This is a genomic window from Streptomyces platensis, assembly GCF_008704855.1.
GTDB lineage: Bacteria > Actinomycetota > Actinomycetes > Streptomycetales > Streptomycetaceae > Streptomyces > Streptomyces platensis.
The window spans coordinates 5,682,386-5,705,147 of the sequence record NZ_CP023691.1; the positions used below are offsets into that span (position 1 = coordinate 5,682,386).

General features: G+C 71.1%; 18 protein-coding genes and 1 pseudogene. 9 read left to right on the plus strand and 10 right to left on the minus strand.

Going from position 1 to position 22,762, the window contains the following annotated elements; translation table 11 throughout:
• Positions 1-743: 743 nt before the first annotated feature.
• The 4 genes from CP981_RS25295 to CP981_RS25310 all read right to left on the minus strand — a co-directional run bounded on the left by CP981_RS25295 (position 744) and on the right by CP981_RS25310 (position 4,733).
• The gene (locus tag CP981_RS25295) at positions 744-1,157 is read right to left on the minus strand and encodes a hypothetical protein (RefSeq protein ID WP_085925042.1); all 414 of its coding nucleotides are present in this window, start codon (positions 1,155-1,157) and stop codon (positions 744-746) included.
• On the minus strand, positions 1,154-2,290 hold the full coding sequence (locus CP981_RS25300; RefSeq protein WP_244329782.1) for a molybdopterin-dependent oxidoreductase: 1,137 nt from the start codon (positions 2,288-2,290) through the stop codon (positions 1,154-1,156). The genes CP981_RS25295 and CP981_RS25300 overlap by 4 nt, the downstream gene beginning before the upstream one ends.
• A gap of 122 nt (positions 2,291-2,412) precedes the next feature.
• Positions 2,413-3,927: a glycerol kinase GlpK gene (gene glpK / locus CP981_RS25305; RefSeq protein WP_085925043.1), complete on the minus strand. Its 1,515-nt coding sequence runs from the start codon at positions 3,925-3,927 to the stop codon at positions 2,413-2,415.
• 38 nt (positions 3,928-3,965) lie between these two features.
• Complete coding sequence (locus CP981_RS25310; protein WP_085925044.1) at positions 3,966-4,733, minus strand: IclR family transcriptional regulator; 768 nt, start codon at positions 4,731-4,733, stop codon at positions 3,966-3,968.
• A 162-nt stretch (positions 4,734-4,895) separates the two neighbouring features.
• Between CP981_RS25310 and CP981_RS25315 the strand changes: the two genes are divergently transcribed.
• On the plus strand, positions 4,896-5,321 hold the full coding sequence (locus CP981_RS25315; RefSeq protein WP_085925045.1) for an ATP-binding protein: 426 nt from the start codon (positions 4,896-4,898) through the stop codon (positions 5,319-5,321).
• A 32-nt stretch (positions 5,322-5,353) separates the two neighbouring features.
• On the opposite strand, the gene CP981_RS25320 is transcribed toward CP981_RS25315, so the two are convergent.
• Positions 5,354-6,112 carry a carbonic anhydrase gene (locus CP981_RS25320; RefSeq protein WP_244329783.1) on the minus strand — a complete coding sequence of 253 codons (759 nt, stop codon included), beginning with the start codon at positions 6,110-6,112 and terminating at the stop codon, positions 5,354-5,356.
• 302 nt (positions 6,113-6,414) lie between these two features.
• On the opposite strand from CP981_RS25320, the gene CP981_RS25325 reads away from it, so the two are divergent.
• Complete coding sequence (locus tag CP981_RS25325; RefSeq protein WP_085925046.1) at positions 6,415-7,485, plus strand: class I SAM-dependent methyltransferase; 1,071 nt, start codon at positions 6,415-6,417, stop codon at positions 7,483-7,485.
• A 63-nt stretch (positions 7,486-7,548) separates the two neighbouring features.
• Here CP981_RS25325 and CP981_RS25330 read toward each other — a convergent pair whose 3' ends face one another.
• Complete coding sequence (locus CP981_RS25330; protein WP_085925047.1) at positions 7,549-8,298, minus strand: PIG-L deacetylase family protein; 750 nt, start codon at positions 8,296-8,298, stop codon at positions 7,549-7,551.
• A 333-nt stretch (positions 8,299-8,631) separates the two neighbouring features.
• Between CP981_RS25330 and CP981_RS25335 the strand changes: the two genes are divergently transcribed.
• From CP981_RS25335 to CP981_RS25360, 6 genes and pseudogenes are all read left to right on the plus strand, one after another.
• Positions 8,632-9,384, plus strand: a complete 753-nt coding sequence (locus tag CP981_RS25335; protein WP_085925048.1) for a GntR family transcriptional regulator — start codon at positions 8,632-8,634, stop codon at positions 9,382-9,384.
• Between the two features lie 244 nt (positions 9,385-9,628).
• The gene (locus tag CP981_RS25340) at positions 9,629-11,323 is read left to right on the plus strand and encodes an APC family permease (protein ID WP_085925049.1); all 1,695 of its coding nucleotides are present in this window, start codon (positions 9,629-9,631) and stop codon (positions 11,321-11,323) included.
• Between the two features lie 241 nt (positions 11,324-11,564).
• Positions 11,565-11,744 carry an SPOR domain-containing protein gene (locus tag CP981_RS25345; RefSeq protein WP_018089368.1) on the plus strand — a complete coding sequence of 60 codons (180 nt, stop codon included), beginning with the start codon at positions 11,565-11,567 and terminating at the stop codon, positions 11,742-11,744.
• A gap of 51 nt (positions 11,745-11,795) precedes the next feature.
• Positions 11,796-12,218 carry a (deoxy)nucleoside triphosphate pyrophosphohydrolase gene (locus tag CP981_RS25350; RefSeq protein ID WP_190146435.1) on the plus strand — a complete coding sequence of 141 codons (423 nt, stop codon included), beginning with the start codon at positions 11,796-11,798 and terminating at the stop codon, positions 12,216-12,218.
• 284 nt (positions 12,219-12,502) lie between these two features.
• A complete protein-coding gene (locus tag CP981_RS25355; protein WP_085925050.1) occupies positions 12,503-12,964 on the plus strand; it encodes an ATP-binding protein in 462 nt (153 codons plus the stop codon).
• Between the two features lie 172 nt (positions 12,965-13,136).
• Positions 13,137-15,775 (plus strand): annotated as a pseudogene (locus CP981_RS25360) (SpoIIE family protein phosphatase).
• 70 nt (positions 15,776-15,845) lie between these two features.
• On the opposite strand, the gene CP981_RS25365 reads toward CP981_RS25360, so the two are convergent.
• The 4 genes from CP981_RS25365 to CP981_RS25380 form a co-directional block, all read right to left on the minus strand.
• Positions 15,846-16,643 carry a succinate dehydrogenase/fumarate reductase iron-sulfur subunit gene (locus CP981_RS25365; protein WP_085925051.1) on the minus strand — a complete coding sequence of 266 codons (798 nt, stop codon included), beginning with the start codon at positions 16,641-16,643 and terminating at the stop codon, positions 15,846-15,848.
• A complete protein-coding gene (locus CP981_RS25370) occupies positions 16,640-18,607 on the minus strand; it encodes a fumarate reductase/succinate dehydrogenase flavoprotein subunit (protein WP_085925052.1) in 1,968 nt (655 codons plus the stop codon). The genes CP981_RS25365 and CP981_RS25370 overlap by 4 nt, the downstream gene beginning before the upstream one ends.
• A 34-nt stretch (positions 18,608-18,641) precedes the next feature.
• Positions 18,642-19,469, minus strand: a complete 828-nt coding sequence (locus CP981_RS25375) for a hypothetical protein (RefSeq protein WP_085925053.1) — start codon at positions 19,467-19,469, stop codon at positions 18,642-18,644.
• Positions 19,470-19,583: 114 nt separating this feature from the next.
• Positions 19,584-19,883, minus strand: a complete 300-nt coding sequence (locus tag CP981_RS25380; protein ID WP_085925054.1) for a hypothetical protein — start codon at positions 19,881-19,883, stop codon at positions 19,584-19,586.
• Between the two features lie 407 nt (positions 19,884-20,290).
• Here CP981_RS25380 and CP981_RS25385 point away from each other — a divergent pair, with 407 nt between their 5' ends.
• Positions 20,291-22,675 carry an ABC transporter substrate-binding protein gene (locus tag CP981_RS25385; protein WP_085925055.1) on the plus strand — a complete coding sequence of 795 codons (2,385 nt, stop codon included), beginning with the start codon at positions 20,291-20,293 and terminating at the stop codon, positions 22,673-22,675.
• The last annotated feature ends 87 nt before the right edge of the window (positions 22,676-22,762 follow it).

Here is a 22,762-nt window from a genome sequence, read left to right on the forward strand (position 1 = left end):
ATCGGGGTTCGGCGGTGTTGCCTGTTGCCTCTTTCGTTCTCCGTTGTCCCCGCCCGTTCCTTCGAGGTGTCGCCGGGTGATCGCGGCAGCCACCAGCAGAGCATTGAGCGGTCGTTGGGTCACGGGGCGCGTTCGTCCGAGTCCCAGTCCTCGAAGGAGTCGTGTCAGGTCGATGGGGCGCCAGGTAGGGTCGAGCGGCTCGTCCTCGGCCCGGCGCGCGGACCTACCGCCCGCCGTGCTGGTCACAGGCGCCGAAGTCCTGGTAGCTGCACGGGTCTCGATCAGGGAGACCTTGTTCGCTCCGCCGCCCATGGCCGGTCAGCGGAACCGGACCCCGTCGTCCTCCCAGAAGCAGACGGGCAGATCTCGTAGGAGCCGGGCATGGCGTCGAGCACGCGGTGCCCGCATCAGGGGCAGGGGTAGCGGTCGCTCATCTGCGCAGTTTCGTTGCAGGTCCCGTCGGTGTGCAATAAATCCTCTGCCCCGGGGACCCGGCCAGTCCGCAGTCAGTCCGCAGGACACCCGTAAACAGCCGTCAGGAGCCAACGCATGCCAACAAGGAATCCCAGGTCAGGGCCTGGGCTGGGCTCCGCCGCAGGTCAGGATCAGCCCGCAGACATTCCGGTTCAACGTCTGACGGCCACCGTGGCATCGGCATAGGGGCCTGGTAAGCATGCAGGTCAATCGGGGTCGGCTCCATTCGGGGCCGGCCCCGTTGTTGTGCCCGATGGTGTCCGGCCGCCCTACGCCGCCCCCCGTCGCCCGCGCCTGAACCACCGAGCAGCCAGGACGACTGCCGTCACCATGACCACACCCCCCACCGCGACCAGCCAGTTGCCCCAGTAATCCAGCGGCAGCACCGAGGAGTTGGCTCTCGGCCCCGGGCGCAGCAGTACCGGCAGGGCCACCACGGTCAACGCTCCCGCGACCGTGAGCGCGCCACGAACCGGCCCGTGCACACCACCACGCACACCACCGCGTACCAGCACCAGTCCAACCAACAGCACCAGCGGCGCGATCAACCCGTCGTGCAGCACCACCGCTCCGCCCAGCCAGACCAGCACGCCGGTCAGGTCACGGACGTCCAGCAGCAAGGACGCCCCGACGCCCATGAGCACCACGCCGGCCACGCCCGCGAGGGCACGCATCGCCTTCATGCCAGGACCTCCAGTCGGCCGACCCACTTGGTCTGGAGTACGCCGGGGCGGTTCGGGGCGATGAGCCGCGCCGGGTAGCCGTGGTCGGGGTCGAGTTCCGTGCCGTTCAGGCGCAGGGCGAGCAAGGTCAGCGGGTCGCGGGCGTGCTCATGGCCCATCTCGGACACCCGGTAGCCGCCGCGCAGCTGCAACGACGTCACCCGCACCCGCGCGTGCGGCGGCGCGCCCGCCCGCTCCAGCAGGTCCACGACCCGTACGCCCGTCCAGTGCGCCGACTTGCTCCAGCCCTCCACACAGGCGATCGGCAGCTCCACCTCGTGCTGCGGCAGGGCGCGCAGTTCTTCCAGCGTCAGGGTGTACCGCTGCGGACCGTCCACCACCAGGCGGTACTCCTCGTCGGCGATCCGGCCGACGCCGGCCGCGGCGGCCGTCCGGTTGACGGGCAGGGCCTGCGGGCCCTGGTCCGGGTGGCGCGGTGCGAACAGGATGAAGTCCTTCAGCGGGGTGAAGGACTGGCCCACGGTGGTCAGCGTGACGGTCCCGACAGCGGCGCCCACCGCGGCCAGCAGGGACCGCCGGTCGGGTCCGTCCTGTTCGGGCAGGGCGAGCGTCCCGGGTGACCGCCGGCTCCAATGCGCCCGGATCTCCGGGGCCTTGACCGCGAGGTGCAGCACCAGCGCCCCGACCACCAGCCACGCCACGGCGTAGTGCACCGGCACGAACGAGAACGGCCACGGGTACCACTGGGCCGTGTTCAGCAGTCCCGTCGCCAGCTCGAAGACGGCCCCTGCCACCAGCACGGCGATCGACAGCCGCTCCAGGGCGTGCTTGACCGACCGCAGTGGCGGCCATGCGAACAGCCGCGGATATACGGCCCACAGCTTGGCCAGCAGCAAGGGGATTGCCGCGATGCCGGAGGCGACGTGCAGGCCCTGGGTGAGCCGGTATCCCCACGACGGGCGGCTCGGGATGTGGTGGGCCAGCCAGTCCGGCGGATGCTGCATGAAGTGGCTGATCAGTCCGGTGAGGAAGCACACGGCGAACGCCGACCCCAGCCACCGGCCGATCGAGGTCGCGGTGCGGGCGTCATGGAGTCTGCCCTTGAACACCGGCGGAGAGAGACGCGATTTCATGTCTCCCATCACAGCCGCCGTAAGGGCGCCGGGGAACGGATCGCCTCCTTACGGAACAGGGACGTCGGCTTGCTGTGCCGGGGCGGCCACTCAGCGTGGCGAGCCTTCCTGGTGACGAGCCGTCACGACGGGTTCGGTGACCGGATCCAGCCGAGCGCCCGCTCGACCGCCCGCTTCCAGTTCTCGTACTCCGACTCCCGCCGCCGGGGGTCCATGTCCGGCAGCCACTGGGCGGCCCGGTGCCAGTTGCGGCGCAGGACCTCCAGGTCGGGCCAGTAGCCGGCGGCGAGTCCCGCGGCGTACGCGGCGCCCAGGGAGACCGTCTCGACGGCCATGGGCCGCACCACGGGCACGTCGAGCACGTCGGCCAGGAACTGCATGAGGAGGTTGTCGGACGTCATGCCGCCGTCCACCTTGAGCACCTTCAGGGCGAGTGAGGAGTCGGCGTTCATGGCGTCGACCACCTCCCGGGTCTGCCAGCCGGTGGCCTCCAGTACGGCCCGGGCCAGATGCTCCTTGGTGATGTACGAGGTGAGGCCGACGATGACCCCGCGGGCGTCACTGCGCCAGTGCGGCGCGTACAGCCCGGAGAACGCCGGGACGATGTAGCAGCCGCCGTTGTCCTCGACGGCGCGTGCGAGCGTCTCGATCTCGGGGGCGGTGCTGATCAGCCCCAGCCGGTCGCGGAACCACTGGACCAGCGCACCGGTGACGGCGATCGGGCCTTCGAGTGCGTAGACCGCGGGCTGGTCCTCGATCTTGTAGGCGACGGTGGTGAGCAGTCCGTGCCGGGACCGTACGAGGTCGGTGCCGGTGTTGAGCAGCAGGAAGCTGCCGGTTCCGTAGGTGCACTTCGCCTCGCCGGGGGCGAAACAGGTCTGTCCGAACAGCGCCGCCTGCTGGTCACCGAGTGCCGCCGTGATGCGGACACCCGGGAGGACGGAACGGGCGACTCCGTAGGTCTCGGCCGAGGAGCGGATCTCCGGGAGCATCGGGCGGGGGACCCCGAAGAACTCCAGCAGCTCCTCGTCCCAGTCGAGCGTGCTGATGTTCATGAGCATGGTGCGGCTGGCGTTGGTGACGTCGGTGAGGTGCAGACCGCCGTCCGGCCCGCCGGTGAGGTTCCAGATCAGCCAGCTCTCCATCGTGCCGAACAGCACCTCGCCGTCCTCGGCACGCTGCCGCAGCCCGTCGGCGTGGTCGAACAGCCAGCGGATCCGGGGGGCGGAGAAGTACGTGGAAGGGGACAGGCCGCAGCGCCGGAGGAAGAAGTCGTCCCCGGGCCGGCTTCTGAGGTCCTCGACCAGCGGGGCCGTACGGGTGTCCTGCCAGACGATCGCCCGGCCCAGCGGGGTGCCCGTACGCCGGTCCCACAGCACGGTCGTCTCGCGCTGGTTGGCGATCCCGATGGCGGCGACCTCATCGGGGCCGACCTCGGCGTCGGAGAGCGCCTGCGGCACCACGCGCCGCAGCGTGTGCCAGATCTCGACGGCGTCGTGCTCGACCCACCCGGGGCGCGGGAAGTGCTGCTGGTGTTCCCGCTGGGCGACCGACACCAGCCGCCCCTGGTGGTCGAACAGGATGCATCGGGTGGAGGTGGTGCCCTGGTCGATGGACATCACATACCGCTCAACCATGGTCAGCCTTCCGTTGCGGGGCATGCGGGCGTCGGGGTCTACCAGCGGGCGGCCCCCAGGTCTCGGGAGATCGCCTGGGCGGCGTGGCGGACCTGGCTGACCAGGGCCGGCTGCGGGACCCCTTTGGCGTCGCAGATCCGCTCGACCGTGCCGGAGGCGCCGATGGCACCGACCACGAGGCCACCGTGGCCCCGGATCGGCGCGGCGATACCGGCCTCGCCCATGGTCATCTCCTGTACTTCGGCGGCCCACCCGAGCTCCCGGACCTCGGTGAGCGCCCGGGTGAGGCCCTCCGGGGCGACCAGGGTGTGCCGGGTGTACGCCTCCAGCCCGGCCTTCACGGCCGGCTCCAGCGGCATGCTGCCGAAGGCCAGCAGCACCTTGCCGAGCGAGGAGGCGTGCAGGGGCAGCAGCGCGCCCACATCCAGGGTCTGGAGGGTGTCGTCGGGGCGGAAGACGTGGTGGACGATGAGCACCCTGCCCTCCAGGGGCGCGCCCAGCCGGACCGCCTCCCCGCTGCGGGCGGCCAGGGCGTCGGCCCAGTTGATGGAGCGCGACCGCAGCTCGTTGACGTCGAGGTAGCTGGTGCCCAGGTGCAGCAGTGCGGCCCCGAGGTGGTACTTCCCGGTCGCCGCGTCCTGCTCGACGAAGTCGACGTTCTGGAGGGTGCGCAGAATGCCGTGTGTGGTGCCCTTCGCCAGCCCGAGCGACGCGGCTACTTCACCCAGTCCGAGCCGACGGGGCCCACTGGCGAGCAGACGCAGGATCGCCGCCGCCCGTTCGATCGACTGGACCGGGCCGGCCATGAGGCAATCGTAGTCCCGCGGTCGGCATCTGCCGGGAGGGATGGCCCCTCGGCATCTGGCGTTCGGTAATGCCGACCACCGTTCATTGACCGCCTCCACCGTCCGCCATAGCGTCCTTCTCAAGCCCGGCGGCCAGCCGGCAGAGGCCTCGGAGGTGGAGGCATGACGGCACAGCTTGACGTGGTGGTTCCGGAGGCGGACGAACATGTCTGCCCGCTGCCGCACATCCCCGAGGCCGTCGCGGTCGTACGCCGAAGGGTGCGTACGGTCCTGGCCGACTGGAACCTGGCCCCGGACCTCGCCGAGGACGCGCTCCTCGTGATCTCGGAGCTGATCACCAACGCGGTCGTCCACGCCCTGCCGCCGGCGGTGCTGCGGCTGTCACGGGCCGGGACCGGCGGGCGCAGTGCCCTGCGCGTCGAGGTGACCGACGCGGGGCCCGCGGCGGCGGACGGGCGGCCGGTCGCCGACCCCTGCCCGGGCGAGCACGGCCGCGGGCTCGACCTCATCACCGCGCTGGCGGCCGAGTGCGGCACACGGGTCCACCCGGGCGGCATCACCTGGTGGGCGGAGCTCCTCGCGGCCTGAACGGGCAGGCCCCGGCAGTCTCGTGCGGCAGGTCAGGACGGCGCCCCCGACAGCACCTCCACCTTGCCGCTGTCGAGGGAGTAGTAGGCGCCGACCACGGCGAGGGTGCCCTTCTGTACGAGGGGGGCCAGGTCCTGGTTGGAGCGCAGGTTGGCGGCGGTCAGGGTGACCTGGGCGCGGGCCATGGTGTCGACCGGGTCGCTGCCGCCTTCCCGGACCGCCTGTTCGTAGGCCGGGCGCAGCGCGCGGGCGATCGCCTCCAGGTTGCCGGGCAGCGGCTTGCCCTCTTTGAGCGAGGTGTACGAGGCCTCGACGGCGCCGCAGCGCTGGTGGCCGAGGACCACGATGAGGGGGGTTCCGCTGGTCATGGGCCCGTACTCGACGGAACCCGTGACCACCGGGCCGACCGCCTCGCCGCCCGTGCGCATCACGTAGAGGTCGCCCAGCCCGGTGTCGAAGAGGAGCTCCGGCGGCACCCGGGAGTCGATGCAGGCGAGGACCGACCCGAAAGGCTTCTGTTCCTGGGCCACGAATTCCCGCCGGTCCGGGTCCCGGTCGGGGTGCTGGAGGTCGCCGCTCACCCAGCGCTGGTTGCCTTCCATCAGGCGGGTGAAGGCCGCTTCCGGGGTGGCGGGCCGGGCGGTCGGCTGCATGGTGGGCCGCGCCTGTGGCGAGGCGCCGGCTGCTGCCGGGGCGGTGCTCTTCGAGGAGCACCCCGTGAGTGCCGCCGTGGCGGCGAACAGTCCGCCGGCCAGCAGGGCTCTGCGGTCCGACTGTCTCGCTCCGTCCATCGGTCGTTCCCCTCAGTCCGCTGAGACGCATGCATACGTCCTGGTCAGGGGCGATTGTTCAGGGCGGTGGGGGCGCTCGGCAGGAGGCGCAAGCGGGTGTGGCCCGCTGTGCCACCGACGGCCCACAGAACGGGCCCGGTCGGCGGCGGCCCGGCCGGTCTCCCGAGGTGGCCACCGGCCTCCCGGCGTAGCATCGAAAAACAGGCAAAGGGGAGATAAAGCGAACGAACCCGGCGGGTGGCCGGTGGTGGTGCGAGGGGCCGCGTCGGGCCGTTTTCCGGGGGCCGGGAGGAGCGGGCGCGATGACGGAACGGGCTCAGGGCCCGGCGCGGCAGGAGGAGTTCGCGGGACGCATGCTCCGGCTGCTCAACGACGCCTGTCTGGGGCATCTGTGCAGCCTCGGCCACCGGGCGGGGCTGTTCGATGTGATGGCCGGTCTGCCGCCGGCGACCAGTGCGCGGATCGCCGAGGCTGCCGGGCTCGACGAACGCTATGTCCGGGAGTGGCTGGGCGGGATGACGGTCGGCGGCATCGTCGAGTACGCCCCCGAGGACGGCGGCTACCGGCTCCCGCCCGCGCATGCGGCCGTGCTGACCAGGGACGCGGGCCCGGACAACATGGCCGCTTTCACGCAGTACTTGGCGATGATGGGAGAGGTCGAGGACGAGGTCCTGGCGGCGTTCCGGGCCGGCGGCGGGGTGCCGTACTCGTCATATCCGCACTTCCAGGACCTCCAGGCCGAGGAGACGGCGCGGGTGTACGACTCCTCGCTGGTCGACACCATCGTGCCGCTGGTACCGGGCCTCACCGAGCGGCTGCGCGACGGCATCGACGCCCTGGACATCGGCACCGGCCAGGGCCACGCCGTCAATCTGCTGGCCCGCGCCTTCCCCCGCAGCCGGTTCGTGGGGATGGACATCTCCGAGGCGGGCATCGGCGAAGCGTGCGCGGAGGCGGCGCGCTGGGAGCTGGACAACGCCCGCTTCGAGGTGGCCGATACGGCCGAACTGACCGGCTCCTACGACCTGATCACCGCCTTCGACGTGATCCATGACCTGGCCCGTCCGGCGCGCACCCTCACGGCCGTCGCGAACGGGCTGCGGGCCGACGGGGTCTTCCTGATGGGCGATATCGCGGCCTCCAGCGACCTGTCCGAGAACGTCGGCCATCCACTGGGCCCCACCCTCTACGCCCTGTCGGTCTTCTACTGCATGACCGTGTCCCTCGCTGAGGGCGGCGCCGGGCTCGGGACCGTCTGGGGCCGGCAGACCGCGCTGCGAATGCTGCGGGAGGCGGGCTTCGACGAGGTCGGGACGCGGGAGGTGCCGGGCGACATCCTGAACGTCTACTACGTGGCCCGGAAGGGGCGGTGAGCGGACGGCGGGCAACGGGCCGGTGGGTGGTTCGTACGCGGGCTTGCCGGGAGGCCGTGAACCTCAGCGGGGGAAGAGCTGGAAGAGGGTGGCGGGGCGGCCCCGGTAGCGTTCGCCGCCGTTGCGCAGCGTCTGTTCGATGAAGCTGCGGGCGTATGCGCGGGGGTCCTGGTGGGAGCCGCCCAGGCCCTTGATGTACGTGCTGTGGGCCGCCAGCGAGTCGACCGCGCGGTCGATGCCGGGGCCGACCTCGGCGGCGTGCGTGGGGTGCGGGGAGCCTGCCACGGCCACCCACCGCACGCCGTTCCAGGGCGCCAGGCCCCGGTCGCCGGCGAGCTCGGGGAAGATCCAGCGGTTGCCGGCGTCGCCCGCCGCGTCCAGGACGGCGCGCCCCACCACCCGGTGGTCCGCGCTGTTCCATTGGACGCCGCCCCAGGTGTCGTGGTGGTTGAGGGTGACCAGGAGTTCTGGGCGGTGGCGGCGGATGGCCGCGGCCAGATCGCGGCGCAGCGCCGGGCCGGCCTCGATGACCCCGTCGTGGTGGCGGTCGAGGAATTCGACGGTGTGGACGCCGACGAGCGCGGCACCGGCCCGCTGCTCGGTCTCGCGGACCGCGGCGCACTCGGCGGGTGCGAGCCCGTCGATACCGGCCTCGCCGCGGGTGACCAGGAGATAGCTGACCTGCCGCCCGGCGGTGGTCCATTCGGCGATGGCGGCCGCGGCGCCGTATTCGAGGTCGTCCGGGTGGGCGACGACGGCGAGCGCCCGCTGCCAGTCCCGGGGCATGGGGGAGAGGCGGGGTTCGGCGGGCATGGGGTCCCTTCCTTCCCGTCCTGAGGCCGCGTTCCGCGCTCCTGGTGCGGCGTCTTCGTGCCGGGCCGTGCCGTGTTCGGTATGCCGTTTCGGACGTGCCCTTCGAACGTGGTCCCGTTTCGATCGTGACATGTATGGGTGACGCCCACCCGGGTGGAAAGAACCCGTGGGGTGGCGCGGGGTGGGGATGCGGGGCCCGGTGGAGCCTGATCTCGCCTCATACACGTGCTGAGCTGGGATTCATCACATCAGGTGAACATCTGGCCCAAGCTTGCGGTCGGCAACACGCGGTTGCCACGCTGTTGCTGACTGTCAAGCTGTTGGGAGGGGCATGTGCCTTTCGGTGAGCAGCCCGCGTACCTCCGCGTCGCCGGCGACCTGCGCCAGAAGATCGTCGATGGGGTGCTGCCGCCGCACACCCGTCTTCCCTCCCAGGCGCGCATCCGCGAGGAGTACGGCGTCTCGGACACCGTCGCCCTGGAGGCGCGCAAGGTCCTGATGGCCGAGGGGCTGGTCGAGGGCCGCTCGGGATCGGGGACCTATGTGCGCGAACAGCCCGTCCCGCGCCGTATCGCCCGCGTCGGCTTCCATTCGGTAGGTGGCTGTACGCCCTTCCGGCAGGAGCAGACGGACGAGCGGGTGCGCGGCACCTGGGAGTCCAGCAGCGAGCAGGAGACGGCCGGTCCGGTGGTCGCGGCCCGGCTGCGCATCCCGCACGGGGCCAAGGTGATGCGCACGCGCTATGTCTTCCGGGCGGAGGGGGAGCCGTCGATGCTCTCGACCTCGTGGGAACCCCTGGAGGTGACCGGGCGGACGCCGGTGATGCTGCCGGAGGAGGGGCCGCTGGCGGGCCGTGGGGTGGTCGAACGGATGGCGGCCATCGACGTGGTGGTGGACAACGTCGTCGAGGAGGTCGGTGCGCGGCCGTCGCTGGCGGAGGAGGCGATGACGCTGGGCGGGGTGCCGGGGCATGCGGTGCTGGTCGTCTCGCGGACGTATTTCGCAGGCGGCCGGCCGGTCGAGACGGCCGATGTGGTCACCCTCGCGGACCGCTATCGGGTCGCCTATCACTTGCCTGTGAAGTAGATGGTGTGTTGGTTCGGTGCCCTGTATGTGTCGCCTAGACGCCCACAGAGCGCCTTTGGTTCTCAGGTTGGTGCCCCATTTTGACCACTTTGTTGTTAAATGCCGCCCGCAAACCGGTGTGGGATACCCCACAGACGCTCAACTGGGCGGGATTTTTGCCTGGGTGGGGGAAGCCGACCGTGCGATTCGCTCTTACGATGGCGAAGTTTGTGCACGGCACGGGGGAAGACCAGGAGACCAGCACGTGAGCACGACGAAGACCCCGAGTGCGGAGCAGGGCGCGCACTCGAACTACCGTCGGTCCCTCGGGACCATCGCCCTGACCGCCACTGGTCTCGGGTCCATCATCGGTTCCGGCTGGCTCTTCGGAGCCGAGCGGGCCGCCGCCATCGCCGGCCCTGCCGCGATCCTCGCCTGGATCATCGGAGCGGTGGTCGCTCTGACGATCGCCCTCACCTACACCGAGCTCGGCTCGATGTTCCCCAAGGCCGGCGGCATGGTCCGCTACGGCCAGTACTCCCACGGCTCGCTCGCCGGCTACCTCGCGGCCTGGGCCAACTGGATCGCGATCGTCTCGGTCATCCCGGGTGAGGCCACCGCCTCCGTCCAGTACATGAGTTCCTGGGACTTCGGCTGGGCACAGGCGCTGTACGACGGCAAGGAGCTGACCGGCACCGGTGTCGGGCTCGCCAGCGTGCTGCTGATCTTCTACTTCTTCCTCAACTGGTTCGCGATCTCGCTGTTCGCGAAGACCAACACCGCGATCACGGTCTTCAAGGTCGTCGTCCCGGCGCTGACCGCGAGCGCGCTGATGCTGGCGCACTTCGACACCAGCAACATCGTTCACCACGGCGGCTTCACGCCCAACGGCTGGAGCTCGGTCTTCACCGCCGTCGCCGTCTCCGGCATCGTCTGGGCCTACAACGGCTTCCAGTCCCCGCTGAACCTCGCCGCCGAGGCCCGTAACCCCGGCAAGTCGCTGCCCAAGGCCGTCATCTGGTCGATCGTGATCGCGCTGGTCATCTATGTCGCGCTCCAGGTCGCGTTCCTGATGGCGGTGCCCGGCGACAAGCTGACCGCCGGCGGCGGCTGGGCCGGTCTCGGCTTCAACTCGCCGCTCGCCGACCTCGCCATTGCCTGGGGCCTGAACTGGCTGGCGCTGCTGCTGTACGCGGACGCCTTTGTCTCCCCGTCCGGCACCGGCATGATCTACGCGGCCACCACCTCGCGCATGATCCACGGTGTGCAGGAGAACGGTCATCTGCCGGGCATCTTCGGCAAGGTGGACAAGAAGACCGGTGTGCCGCGCCCCGCGCTGCTGCTCAACCTCGTGATCGCCTTCCTGTTCCTCGCCGTCTTCCGCGGCTGGGGATCGCTCGCCGAGATCGTCTCGGTGGCCACGGTCATCTCGTACATCACCGGCCCGGTCGCGGTGATGTCGCTGCGCCGCGTCTCGCCGGACCTCAAGCGTCCGGTGAAGCTGAAGGCGATGCCGGTCATCGCGCCGATCGCGATGATCTTCGGCTCGCTGGTCCTCTACTGGGGCCGCTGGCCGCTCACCGGCAAGGTCATCCTGATCATGGCCGTCGGACTCCCGGTCTGGGCCTGGTACGAGATCGGCAAGCCGCTGACCCAGGGCCGCAAGCCGTGGGCCGCGCTGCGCCCGCACCTCAAGGCCGGTGCCTGGATGGTGGCGTATCTGCTGGTCATGGCCTCCGTCTCGTACATGGGCGGCAAGGAGTTCGGCGGTAAGGGCTATCTGCCCGAGGGCTGGGACATCGTCCTGGTCGCCCTGATCGGACTGGCCTTCTACTACTGGGGTGTGCGCAGCTCCTGGCGCAACCCGACGCTGATCCAGGCCGAGGCCGAGATCCAGGCGGCGGAAGAGGCCGAAGCGGCCGAGGAGACCGAAGGGGTCAAGGCCTCCGTCAGGGCCTGAGCCCCGCTCCCGCGCCGTCGGCGCCGATACGTATGCCCGAGTCACTCGGGCCCCACCGGCCACTCGCAGGCCGCTTCCGGTTCGCCGGGGCCCGCGGGTGGCCGGTTCAGTACCTCTTTGTGTAAATCCATATCCGCTGAGTGAAGGTCGGGCGTAGGCTCGGGCATATGCGGATTGCGATTTCGGCATCAGCAGACCAGGAGCGCGTGACGGCGCGCTGTCCGGCGGACGGAGGGGCGCAATGACTGAGGGTGGAGCCGTGCTCCCCTGGCTCGTCATCCGCCAGGACGAAGGGGGCAACCGCTATCGCGTGGGGCGGTATGCCACCCGGGCGGAGGCGGAGCGGGTGGCCGACCGGCTCGAGACGCGCGGCCGCCAGCAGCTCTACGTGGTCGAGAAGGCCGACCGCGCGGCGACCTGAGGGGCGACGTGCGGGAAGCGGGACCAGGGCGGGCGACGTAGGCTGCCGCGCATGACGACCGTGCGCGTAGTGGTGGGTGGAGCGGTGTGCGAGCGCGGGCGGCTGCTGGCCGCACGGCGCAGTGCACCGCCCGCGCTGGCCGGCCGCTGGGAGCTGCCCGGCGGCAAGGTGGAGGACGGCGAGACACCTCAGCAGGCGCTGGAGCGTGAGCTGCGCGAGGAGCTGGGTGTCGAGGCCGCGGCCCTGGAGCGGATTCCGGGCGAGTGGATACTGCGCCCCGGCTATGTCCTTCAGGTGTGGACGGCCCGGCTGCTGTCCGGGGAGCCGCGGCCGCTCCAGGACCATGACGAGCTGCGCTGGCTGCTGCCCGGCGAGGAGAACCAGGTCGACTGGCTGGACCAGGACCGCCCGGCGGTCGCCGAGGCGATGCGCCGACTGGCGGCCCCGGCCGGGGCGACCGGCGTACGGCGGTAACGCGCCGCAGCCGGCCGCGCCCTGCCCCCACGCGTCCGCGTCCCGCCCACGCCTGCCTGTGCCCTCCCCGCGCCCCGTCAGCCCCTGCCTGCGTCCAGCCCACGCGCACCCGGCCCCGCCCGCATCCCGCCCCGCCTGCTCCCGGAACCATCAGCCCCCGCCGCAATATGTTTCATTTGTGCCACAGTGCACCGCCGTAGGCGATATGCGGGGCGGGATACCGGGTATGTCCAGATTGACCCCATCGACGCAGACAAGACGACGGGGAGCCATCGTGCTGGGATGTGATCGGCGTGAGCGACAGCGCAGCGGCAGGGGTCCCTGAGCCCGGCTCCGGCAGCGCTCGCAGGCGCAGCAAGGCCGCCGGTTCCGCCACCGCTGAATGGAGCTTTCCGGCCGACCCCGGTGCGGTGCGCACCGCCCGCACGGCCGTCCGGCGGGTCATGGACGACTGGGGCCTGAACGGCGCCGCCGATATGGCCGTACTACTCGTCAGCGAGCTCGTCACCAACTCCCTGCGCCATGCCAGCGGGCCGATCGGGGTCCGTATGGTGCTGCTCAGCTCCGACGGGCTGCTCGTCGAGGTCTCCGATCCGCTGCCCGACCCGCCGCTGGAGCGCGACGCCGCTCCCGACGACGAGGGAGGCCGTGGATTGCAGCTGGTCGCATGCAGTTCGCGACGGTGGGGGACCCGGCGCGGAAAGAGCGGTAAGACAGTGTGGTTCGAGCTGTCGGTGGCTGGTTAGGAGACAGATGAAAGTCCTGATCGTTGCCATTCCATCGACATTTTGTCGACGGGCTGCGATCGAGACTGTGCTGTGATCGTGAAGACCGTGTTCCGGATAGCCGGGGTATTGGATACTCGAGCTGGTCCGGTCCGGGCACGATGAGCTGGAGGGGACGGGGCTCGTGAGCAAGATGTCATCTGGCGGGGCAGAACCCGCGCAGGCCGAAGGTCAGGGCGGTGCGGACAGCCCCGGCGACCCAGGTGGCTGTCCGCCCCTGCGCGAACTGCAAGGTCCGCCCGTATGGCAGAGCAGCCGGCCCGGATCGATCTACGACTACATCCGGGTGGCCTCCTTCTCGCTCGGCCCCGACGGGCGGATCGAGCAGTGGAGCGAGCGCGCGGAGCAGATGCTCGGCATCCCCGCCCGTTACGCGCTCGGCAAGGACCCCGTCGAGGCGTTCGTCCCGCGGGAGTTGCGGGAGACCGGGCACCGCAAGGTGTCCGAGATACTCGACGGCCGGGAGTGGACCGGCCTGGTGCCCTACCGCAGGGAAGCGAACGGCACGGCCGACGGCCTCGCCGAGATCTATGTGATGCCGTCCCGCAACGAGGACGGTGAACGCGCCGCGGTCTGTCTGGTCGTCGATGTCCGGGCGCTGCGCGGCATCGAAACCGACCTTGCCGCCTCGCAGGCCGTTTTCGGTCAATCTCCCATGGGCTTCACCCTGTTCGGCACGGACCTGAAGCTGCTGCGGGTCAACGAGCGGTTCGCCTCGGTCTTCGGCGGCCCGGCGAGCAGGTACCGCGGCTGCGGGCCGCATGACTTCCTGCCGCGGTCCGAGGCCGAGCGGATGACCGCCGCGCTGCGCCGCGTCCTGGACACCGGCGAGCCGGTCGCCGAGATGCAGCTGGTCGGCCTGCCGTCCGGCGACGAGGAGAACCGCCGCTGGTCGGTGTCGCTCTACCGGCTGCACGGCGCCAGCGGCCGCCCCATCGGTGTCGCGGCGCTCGCCGCCGATGTCACCGGCCGGCGCCGGGCCGAGCGGGAGGCCGCCAACGCCCGCCGCAACCTCGCCCTGCTCAACGAGGCCGGCGCCCGGATAGGCAACTCCCTCGACCTGGAGACCACCGCCCGCACGCTGCTGGACGTCGCCGTCCCGCAGTTCTGCGATCTGGCCTCGGTGGACCTCTATCAGGGCCTGCTGTCCGGTGACGAGGCCCCGCCCGGCACTTCGCCAGCGCCGTCTCGGACGCCCCGCTCGCCACCGCCCCCGGTGTCCTCGGCGACGCACCCGGCCCGGTCGCGGTCGGCGCCGTCCACCGCTATCCCTTCAACTCGCCCTGCGCGGGCGCCCTGCGTACCGCCCAGGCGCAGATCATCCCGGCCCGGGAGAGCGACGAAGGCCCCGAGCTGGGCGCGGTGGTGCACTCCACCCTCGCCGTGCCGATGGTCGCCAGGGACACCGTCGTCGGGCTGGTGCAGTTCTCCCGTACGAAGGGCAGTGAGCCGTTCGGTGAGCGCGACACCGCGCTCGCCGTCGAGCTGGCCGCGCGCGCCGCGGTCTGTATCGACAACGCCCGCCTCTACCGCCGGGAGCACGAACGCGCGCTGATATTGCAGCGCAGTCTGCTGCCGCCCGGCGACCCGGAGGCGGCCGGGCTGGACATCGCCTGCCGCTATCTGCCCGGCACCACCGCCACCGAGGTCGGCGGCGACTGGTTCGATGTCATCGAACTCCCCGGCCACCGCACGGCCCTGGTCGTCGGCGACGTCATGGGGCGCGGACTGCGCGCCGCCGTGGCCATGGGCGAACTGCGCACCGCCGTCCGCACGCTGGCCCTGCTGGACCTGGAACCTGCCGAGGTGCTCTCGGCACTGGACGAGATCGCCCGCGGACTCGGCGGCGACGGCGACGGCCGGTCGCAGTCCCGGTCCGCCCGCGGCCGGTCCGGAACCGCCGACGCCGCGCCGGAGACGGGGCGCTCGGCCCGTACCGCCGACCTCTCCGAGGTCTACCTCGCCACCTGCGTCTACGCCGTCTACGACCCGGTCACCCGGCGCTGTACGTTCGCCAACGCCGGGCATCTGCCGCCGGTGCTGGTCGAGGACGGGGAGGACGCGCTGCTGCTCGACGTCCCGCCGGGGATGCCGCTGGGCGTCGGCGGGGAACCGTTCGAGGAGATCGAGGTCGAGCTGCCGGACGGCGCGCTGCTGGCGCTCTACACCGACGGTCTGGTGGAGTCCCGCCACCATCCGCTGGACGAGGGGCTGCGGGCGTTCCGTACGGCCCTCTCGGGCGCCGACCGCCCGCTGGAGGACGCCTGCGACCACGTCCTGAACGCCCTGGACACCTCGCACGGCGAAGACGACATCGCGCTGCTGATGGCGCGGGTGCAGGGGCTGCCCAAGGACGCGGTGGGCGACTGGAATCTGGCGCCGGAGGCGCGTTCGGTGGCCCGCGCCCGGGAACTGGCCCGCGACCAGCTCATGGACTGGGGCCTTCAGGACCTGGTCGACACCACGGAGCTGCTGGTCAGCGAACTGGTGACCAACGCACTGCGGCACGGCCACGGTGAGATCCGGCTGCGGCTGCTGCTGGACCGCTCGCTGGTCTGCGAGGTCTGGGACGCCGATCTCGCCCAGCCGCGCCGCCGCCGCGCCCGCGACACCGACGAGGGCGGCCGCGGACTCCAGCTGGTCGGTCTGCTGAGCGAGGGCTGGGGCAGCCGCCGTACCCCGCGCGGCAAGACCGTGTGGTTCGAACTCGCCCTGCCCGACGGGGAGTCGGCGCCGGTGGACCCGGCGGAGGCCCTGCTGAGCCTGTTCTGAGAAACGGGCGGACGGACACGGCGCGGGGGCCGGGTGTGACACCGGCCCCCGCGCCACGTCCGTCACCGGATCATTCGGTACGGCGCCGGATCTTGTTCCCGAGCCACACCAGCGGGTCGTACTTGCGGTCCGCGGCGCGCTCCTTCAGCGGGATCAGCGCATTGTCGGTGATCTTGATGTTCTCGGGGCAGACCTCGGTACAGCACTTGGTGATGTTGCAGTAGCCCAGCCCGTGCTCGTCCTGCGCGGTGGCCTTGCGGTCGAGCCCCGACTCCGGCGCCGCGTCCAGCGGATGCATATCGAGCTCGGCGATGCGCATCAGGAAGCGCGGACCGGCGAACGCCGCCTTGTTCTCCTCGTGGTCCCGCACCACATGGCAGGTGTCCTGGCACAGGAAGCACTCGATGCACTTACGGAACTCCTGCGAGCGGCCGACGTCCTCCTGCTGCATGCGGTACTCGCCGGGCGCCAGCTCCGGAGGCGGCACGAACGACGGGATCTCCCGGGCCTTGGCGTAGTTGAAGGACACATCGGTGACCAGGTCACGGACGACCGGGAAGGCCCGCAGCGGGGTGATCGTGAGGGTCTCCGTACGCTCGAAGACCGACATCCGGGTCATACACATCAGCCGCGGCCGCCCGTTGATCTCCGCGCTGCACGAACCGCACTTGCCCGCCTTGCAGTTCCAGCGCACCGCGAGATCGGGCGCCTGGGTCGCCTGGAGACGGTGCACGATGTCCAGCACCACCTCGCCCTCGTGCACCTCGACGGTGAAATCCGCCAGCTCCCCGGCGTCCGCGTCGCCCCGCCACACCCGGAAGTGCGCCTGGTAGGTCCCGGACTGCTGCTCTGTCTGCGCCTGGCTCACCGGCTCAGCTCCTCGTCGGTCAGATACTTCGCCAGCTCGTCCTTCTCGAACAGTTCCAGCAGATCGCGGCGGATCGGCGGGTTCTCCCGGCGGGACAGCCGGATCTGGCCCAGCGCCGGGTCGGCGGCCCGGGAATCGCCCTGCGGATCGGCGAGTTCACAGACCAGGTTGATCTGGCGCCAGAGCCGGTCCATCGCCGGATGGTCATCGCGGGTGTGCCCGCCCCGGCTCTCCTCGCGCTCCAGCGCCGCCCGGGCCACACACTCGCTGACCAGCAGCATGTTCCGCAGATCGAGCGACAGATGCCAGCCCGGGTTGTACTGCCGGTGCCCCTCGACGCCGGCCCGCCGGGCCCGTACCCGCAGATCGGCCAGCCGCTTGAGCGCCTCGAACATCTCGCTCTCCTTGCGGATGATGCCGACCAGGTCGTTCATCGCCTGCTGGAGCTCCTGGTGCAGGGTGTACGGGTTCTCCGCCGGGACCCGGCCGGCGTCCGTGCCGTCCCCGGTGTCCTCGGCGCTGAACGGGCGCAGCGCCTCCGCCTCCGCCGTGTCGATCTGGAGCGGATCGGGCACCGGCCGGTCGGCCAGCGACGCCGCGTACTCGGCCGCGTGCAGCCCGGCCCGGCGGCCGAAGACCAGCAGATCGGACAGCGAATTGCCGCCCAGCCGGTTGGATCCGTGCATCCCGCCGGCCACCTCACCGGCCGCGAACAGTCCCGGCACCCCGGTCGCCGCCGCGGTGTCCGGATCGACGTCCACACCGCCCATCACGTAGTGACAGGTCGGGCCGACCTCCATCGGTTCGGCGGTGATGTCCACATCCGCCAGCTCCTTGAACTGGTGGTGCATCGAGGGCAGCCGGCGTTTGATCACCTCGGCCGGCATCCGGGTGGAGACATCCAGATAGACGCCGCCGTGCGGGGAGCCGCGGCCCGCCTTGACCTCGGCGTTGATGGCCCGCGCCACCTCGTCGCGGGGCAGCAGCTCGGGCGGGCGGCGGTTGTGCTCGGGGTCCTCGTACCAGCGGTCGCCCTCGTCCTCGGTCTCCGCGTACTTCTCCTTGAAGACGTCCGGGATGTAGTCGAACATGAAGCGCTTGCCCTCGCTGTTGCGCAGCACCCCGCCGTCGCCGCGGACGGACTCGGTGACGAGGATGCCCTTCACCGACGGCGGCCAGACCATGCCGGTGGGGTGGAACTGCACGAACTCCATGTTGATCAGCGGCGCCCCGGCCAGCAGCGCCAGTGCGTGGCCGTCGCCGGTGTACTCCCAGGAGTTCGAGGTCACCTTGAAGGACTTGCCGATACCGCCGGTGGCCAGCACCACCGCCGGGGCCTCCAGCACGAAGAAGCGGCCGGACTCCCGCTCGTAGCAGAAGGCGCCGGACACCCGGCCGGACCCCGCGGCGGAGCCGCTGTTCGACTCTGTGAGGACGCGGGTGACCGTGCACTCCTGGAAGACCTTCAACCGGGCGTCGTGCGCGCCGAATTCCTTCTCGTCCTCCTGCTGGAGCGAGACGATCTTCTGCTGGAGGGTGCGGATCAGCTCCAGGCCCGTACGGTCGCCGACATGCGCCAGGCGCGGGTACTCGTGGCCGCCGAAGTTGCGCTGGGAGATCCGGCCGTCGGCGGTGCGGTCGAAGAGCGCGCCCCAGGTCTCCAGCTCCCACACCCGGTCGGGCGCCTCCCGGGCGTGCAGCTCGGCCATCCGCCACTGGTTGAGGAACTTGCCGCCGCGCATGGTGTCCCGGAAGTGGACCTGCCAGTTGTCATGCTCGTTGGCGTTGCCCATGCTGGCCGCGATACCGCCCTCGGCCATCACCGTATGGGCCTTGCCGAACAGGGACTTGCAGATCACGGCCGTCCGCATACCGGCTTCGCGGGCCTCGATCGCGGCCCGCAGTCCGGCGCCGCCGGCGCCCACCACGACCACGTCCCATGCCTGCCGGTCCACATGCGCCATCAGGGGGCACACCTTTCCTTAGGAGATGTTGTCGTCAGAAGAAGCGCGGGTCCGCGAACGCCCCGCTGGCCAGCAGGAAGACATAGAAGTCCGCGGCGGCCACGCTGATCAGTGAGGACCAGGCGAGCAGCATGTGCCGCTCGTTGAGCTTGCCGACCCAGCCCCACATCCGGTAGCGCACCGGGTGCTTGGAGAAGTGCCGCAGCCGGCCGCCGATGATGTGCCGGCAGGAATGGCACGAGAGGGTGTACGTCCAGATCAGCGCGATGTTGACGAGGAAGATCAGGGTGCCCAGGCCCATGTGGCCCCAGGCGTAGTGCTCGTCACGGAAGGTCAGCGCGGTGTCGTAGGTCAGCACGCCGGCCACCAGCACCGCGAAGTAGAAGAAGTAGCGGTGGATGTTCTGGAGGATCAGCGGGAAGCGGGTCTCACCGGTGTACTTCTTGTGCGGTTCGGCGACCGCGCAGGCCGGCGGCGAGGCCCAGAAGCCGCGGTAGTAGGCCTTGCGGTAGTAGTAGCAGGTCAGCCGGAAACCCAGCGGGAAGATCAGGATCAGCAGGGCGGGGGACAGGCCCCACCAGCTGCCGAAGATCTCCCAGTTGGGGCCGCCGCGCATGGTGTGGCAGTTCTCCGCCAGACAGGGCGAGTAGAACGGCGAGACATAGGGCGCGGCGTAGTAGTCGGCGTTCGCGAAGGCCCGCCAGGTCGAGTAGACGATGAACGCGAGCAGCCCGGCGGCGGTGCACGCCGGCGCCAGCCACCAGCGGTCGGTGCGCAGATGACGGGCGGGGATGGCGGCGCGCGAGGCGGTGTGCACGCCGGTCGCGCCCGCTTGCGATGAGGGTTCGGTGCCAGTGGCCAACGTCGGTCTCCGTGAAAGGCGCTCCGGCCGGAATGCTTCCACCGGGGCGGCAACGGGGTAGGGGCTGAGTGGGGCGAAGCCACCCCCTAAGGGGCCTCCACCAGGGGATTTCCCCTAGGGCGCGTGGCCGTTCCTGGAGCCGAGGCCCTCGTCCTGGGCGTCGGTCCACAGCGCGGAGTTGTAGGGGGCGTCGGAGATCGGCACCATCTCGACGTCGGGCGCGCGCCGGTGGGCGGGGGGAGCGGCCGCCACGCTCTGCTTCAGCAGGGTGAGACTCTCGCGCAGATGGTCGGTGTCCGTACGGACCCGGCGGATGTCCAGACCGGCGCCGAGCTGCGTCTCCAGTTTTCCCACCGACCGGATCAGGTCGTCCAGGCTGCGCTCAACCGCCGTCATTGCGTCCTGTAGGGACATATAACGTGCCCTCACTTTTGAAGGTGTGGTGGGCGATCTCATGCGCCCGAGAGTGTCGCGCGTCACAGTAGGCGTTGGGAAGGGGTCCAGCGCGATTACGACTCGAACCGGTGCGTTCCGGCAACCATGCGCCCCGGCGTAGGTCGAACGCCGATACGGGAACGGGCGGCGGCGGACGGCGGCCCGCATCCCCGCGAACCCCGCCGTGACCCGCTCCAAGGGCCCTGTGTTGGGCCGGGCGGGTGGCCTTGGTGCGGCGGCCGCCGTGTCGGACTGCCGGTCCGGGCGCGTTCGCTTTCAGTAGGGGTGCCATAGATGTGATGAGCCGCAAAATCGGCCGAACGTGGTGCGCCGGTCAGCCCCAGGCGGTGCTCGGCGCGGCGCGGGCGAGCCCGGAGGTAACCGTCATGACTGACCACGATCACCTTGCAGGCCGCCGCGCGGTGTGCCGCAGACGCCGCTGTGCCGCGCTCATCGCGGCGGGGGTGCTGCTCCCGCTGCCGGTCCTGACCGGATGCAGCGAAGACGACCGGGAGGCGTCCGTCGCGGCGTCCCAGGACATCGCCCCGGCACCCCGCGGCGACCTGAAGAACGGCGGCACCCTGCGCTGGGCCGTCGACGCGATGCCCGGCACCCTCAACGCCTTCCAGTCCGACGCCGACGCGACCACCGCGCGGATCGCCGGTGCGGTGCTGCCCAGCATGTTCACCATCGACGCGAGCGGCAGACCGCAGCGCAACGCCGACTTCCTCGACGCCGCGGACATCAGCACCCGCGACCCCAAGCAGGTCGTCACCTACAAGATCAACCCCAAGGCGCGGTGGAGCGACGGTACGGCGATCACCGCCGCCGACTTCGTCGCCCAGTGGACCGCGCTGCGCGGCAAGAACAACGCCTACTGGACCGCCCGGAACGCCGGCTACGACCGGATCGGCAAGGTCCAGCAGGGCGCGAACGCCCATGAGGTCAAGGTCACCTTCGCCCGCCCCTACGCCGACTGGCGGTCCCTGTTCACGCCGCTCTACCCCAAGAGCGTGATGGGCAGCGCCAACGCCTTCAACGACGGCGCCCGGGAGCAGCTCAAGGTCGGCGCCGGCCCGTTCCTCGTCCAGACGCGGGACACCAAGGAGGGGCGCGTCATCCTCGCCCGCAACCCGAGGTGGTGGGGCGAGCCCGCCAAGCTCAAGCGGATCGTGTTGCAGTCCCTGCCCGGCGACAAGCGGGCGGCGGCGCTGGCCGAGGGAAGCGTCGATGTCGCCGCGGTCGACCAGATCGCCGCGAAGCGGGTCGCCTCCGCCCGGCGTCCGGCCGGCTCCGGCTCGCCCGCCGACGGCCACGCGGGCCCGCAGGGCGACGGAGCCCGGTCCGGTGCCCGTACCGGCGCCGAGGCCGCCGCGGCGGAGAACACCGCCCTGCGCGGCTACACCATCCGCAAGGCGCTGGAGCCCGCCTACACCCAGCTCGCCCTCAACGGCAGCAGCGGGCCGCTGGCCGACGACCGGGTGCGCCGGGCGGTGGCCCGTGCCCTGGACCGGCAGGCGCTCGCGGACACCGTCCTCAAGCCGCTCGACCTGCCGTCCAAGCCGCTCGGCAGCCATCTGCTGATGGCCGGGCAGTACGGCTACGCGGACCACAGCGCCGCGCTCGGCGACCAGGACTCCGGGGCGGCCAAGGCGCTGCTCGCGGACGCCGGCTGGAAGAGCGACGGCGCCGGCCACCAGCAGGCCGGCGAGAACCCCGGCGCACCGGCGCCCGACGGCCGCGCCTACGAGGACGGCGACGGGCGGCCGGACGACGGGTACGCCGAGGACGGGTACCGGGACGACTCCGCGGAGGACGGGCCGGACGGCTCCGACGACCGCAACCCGGCCCGCGCCGACCACGGCCGCGCCGGTGCGCCCGGCCGGGGCGACCGGCCCGCGGCCGCCGAGGCCCCGCTGTCCTTCACCGGCGCGGTCGGCTCCGAGGTCCAGCAGTCCGCGCTGCTGCGGCAGAGCGCCTCGTTCTACAAGCAGGCGGCCGCCAGTGAGAAGGCCGACGCGGACGGTGACACCGAGTCCTCGGCGTACGCCAAGTACAAGCGGTACAAGAAGCGGGCGGCGGAGGCGCTCGGTGCCGCCGAGCGGGTCGAGACCGGACAGTCCGGGCCACTGCCGGGGTCCGGCGGGCACCCGGGTGCCCGGCACGCCGCCGTCGAGCGTGCCGCCGACGCGGCGGCCGCACCGCAGCCCGCCGACGGCAAGACATCCCGGATCGCCGCCGTCAAGAAGAACGGCAAGCCGCTCACCCTGCGCTTCGTGCTCCCCGACGGCGCCGGTTCCGAGCAGCTGCGCACCGTCGGACGGCGGATCGCCTCGATGCTCGGCAAGATCGGCGTCCAGACGTCCCTCCAGCGGGTCTCCGACGCCAGCTACTTCCAGGACCACATCGCCTCCGGCGACTACGACCTGGCGCTGTACTCCTGGCCCGGCACCGCCTACCCGGCGACCGACGCCCGCCCGATCTACGCCAAGCCGCAGCCCGCGCCCGACGGCTCGCTGACCGTCGAGCAGAACTACACCCGGGTCGGCACCGACCACATCGACCAGCTCTTCGACCAGGCCGCCTCCGAGCTGGACGAGGGCGCCTCGCACACGCTGATGGCGCAGGCCGACGCCCGGATCTGGGCGGCCGCCGGGTCGATTCCGCTCTACCAGCGGCCCGAGCTGGTGGCGACGAAGAAGTCGCTTGCCAATGTCGGTGCCTTCGGCTTCGCCACACCCCGCTTCCAGGACATCGGTTACCGGAAGTAGGGGTGGAGTCGGGGCGAATAAATGGTAAGAATCCGCAGGTCATAGCGCATATGTACGGGCCGCGGCGGCCAATGCTGCCGCGGCCCC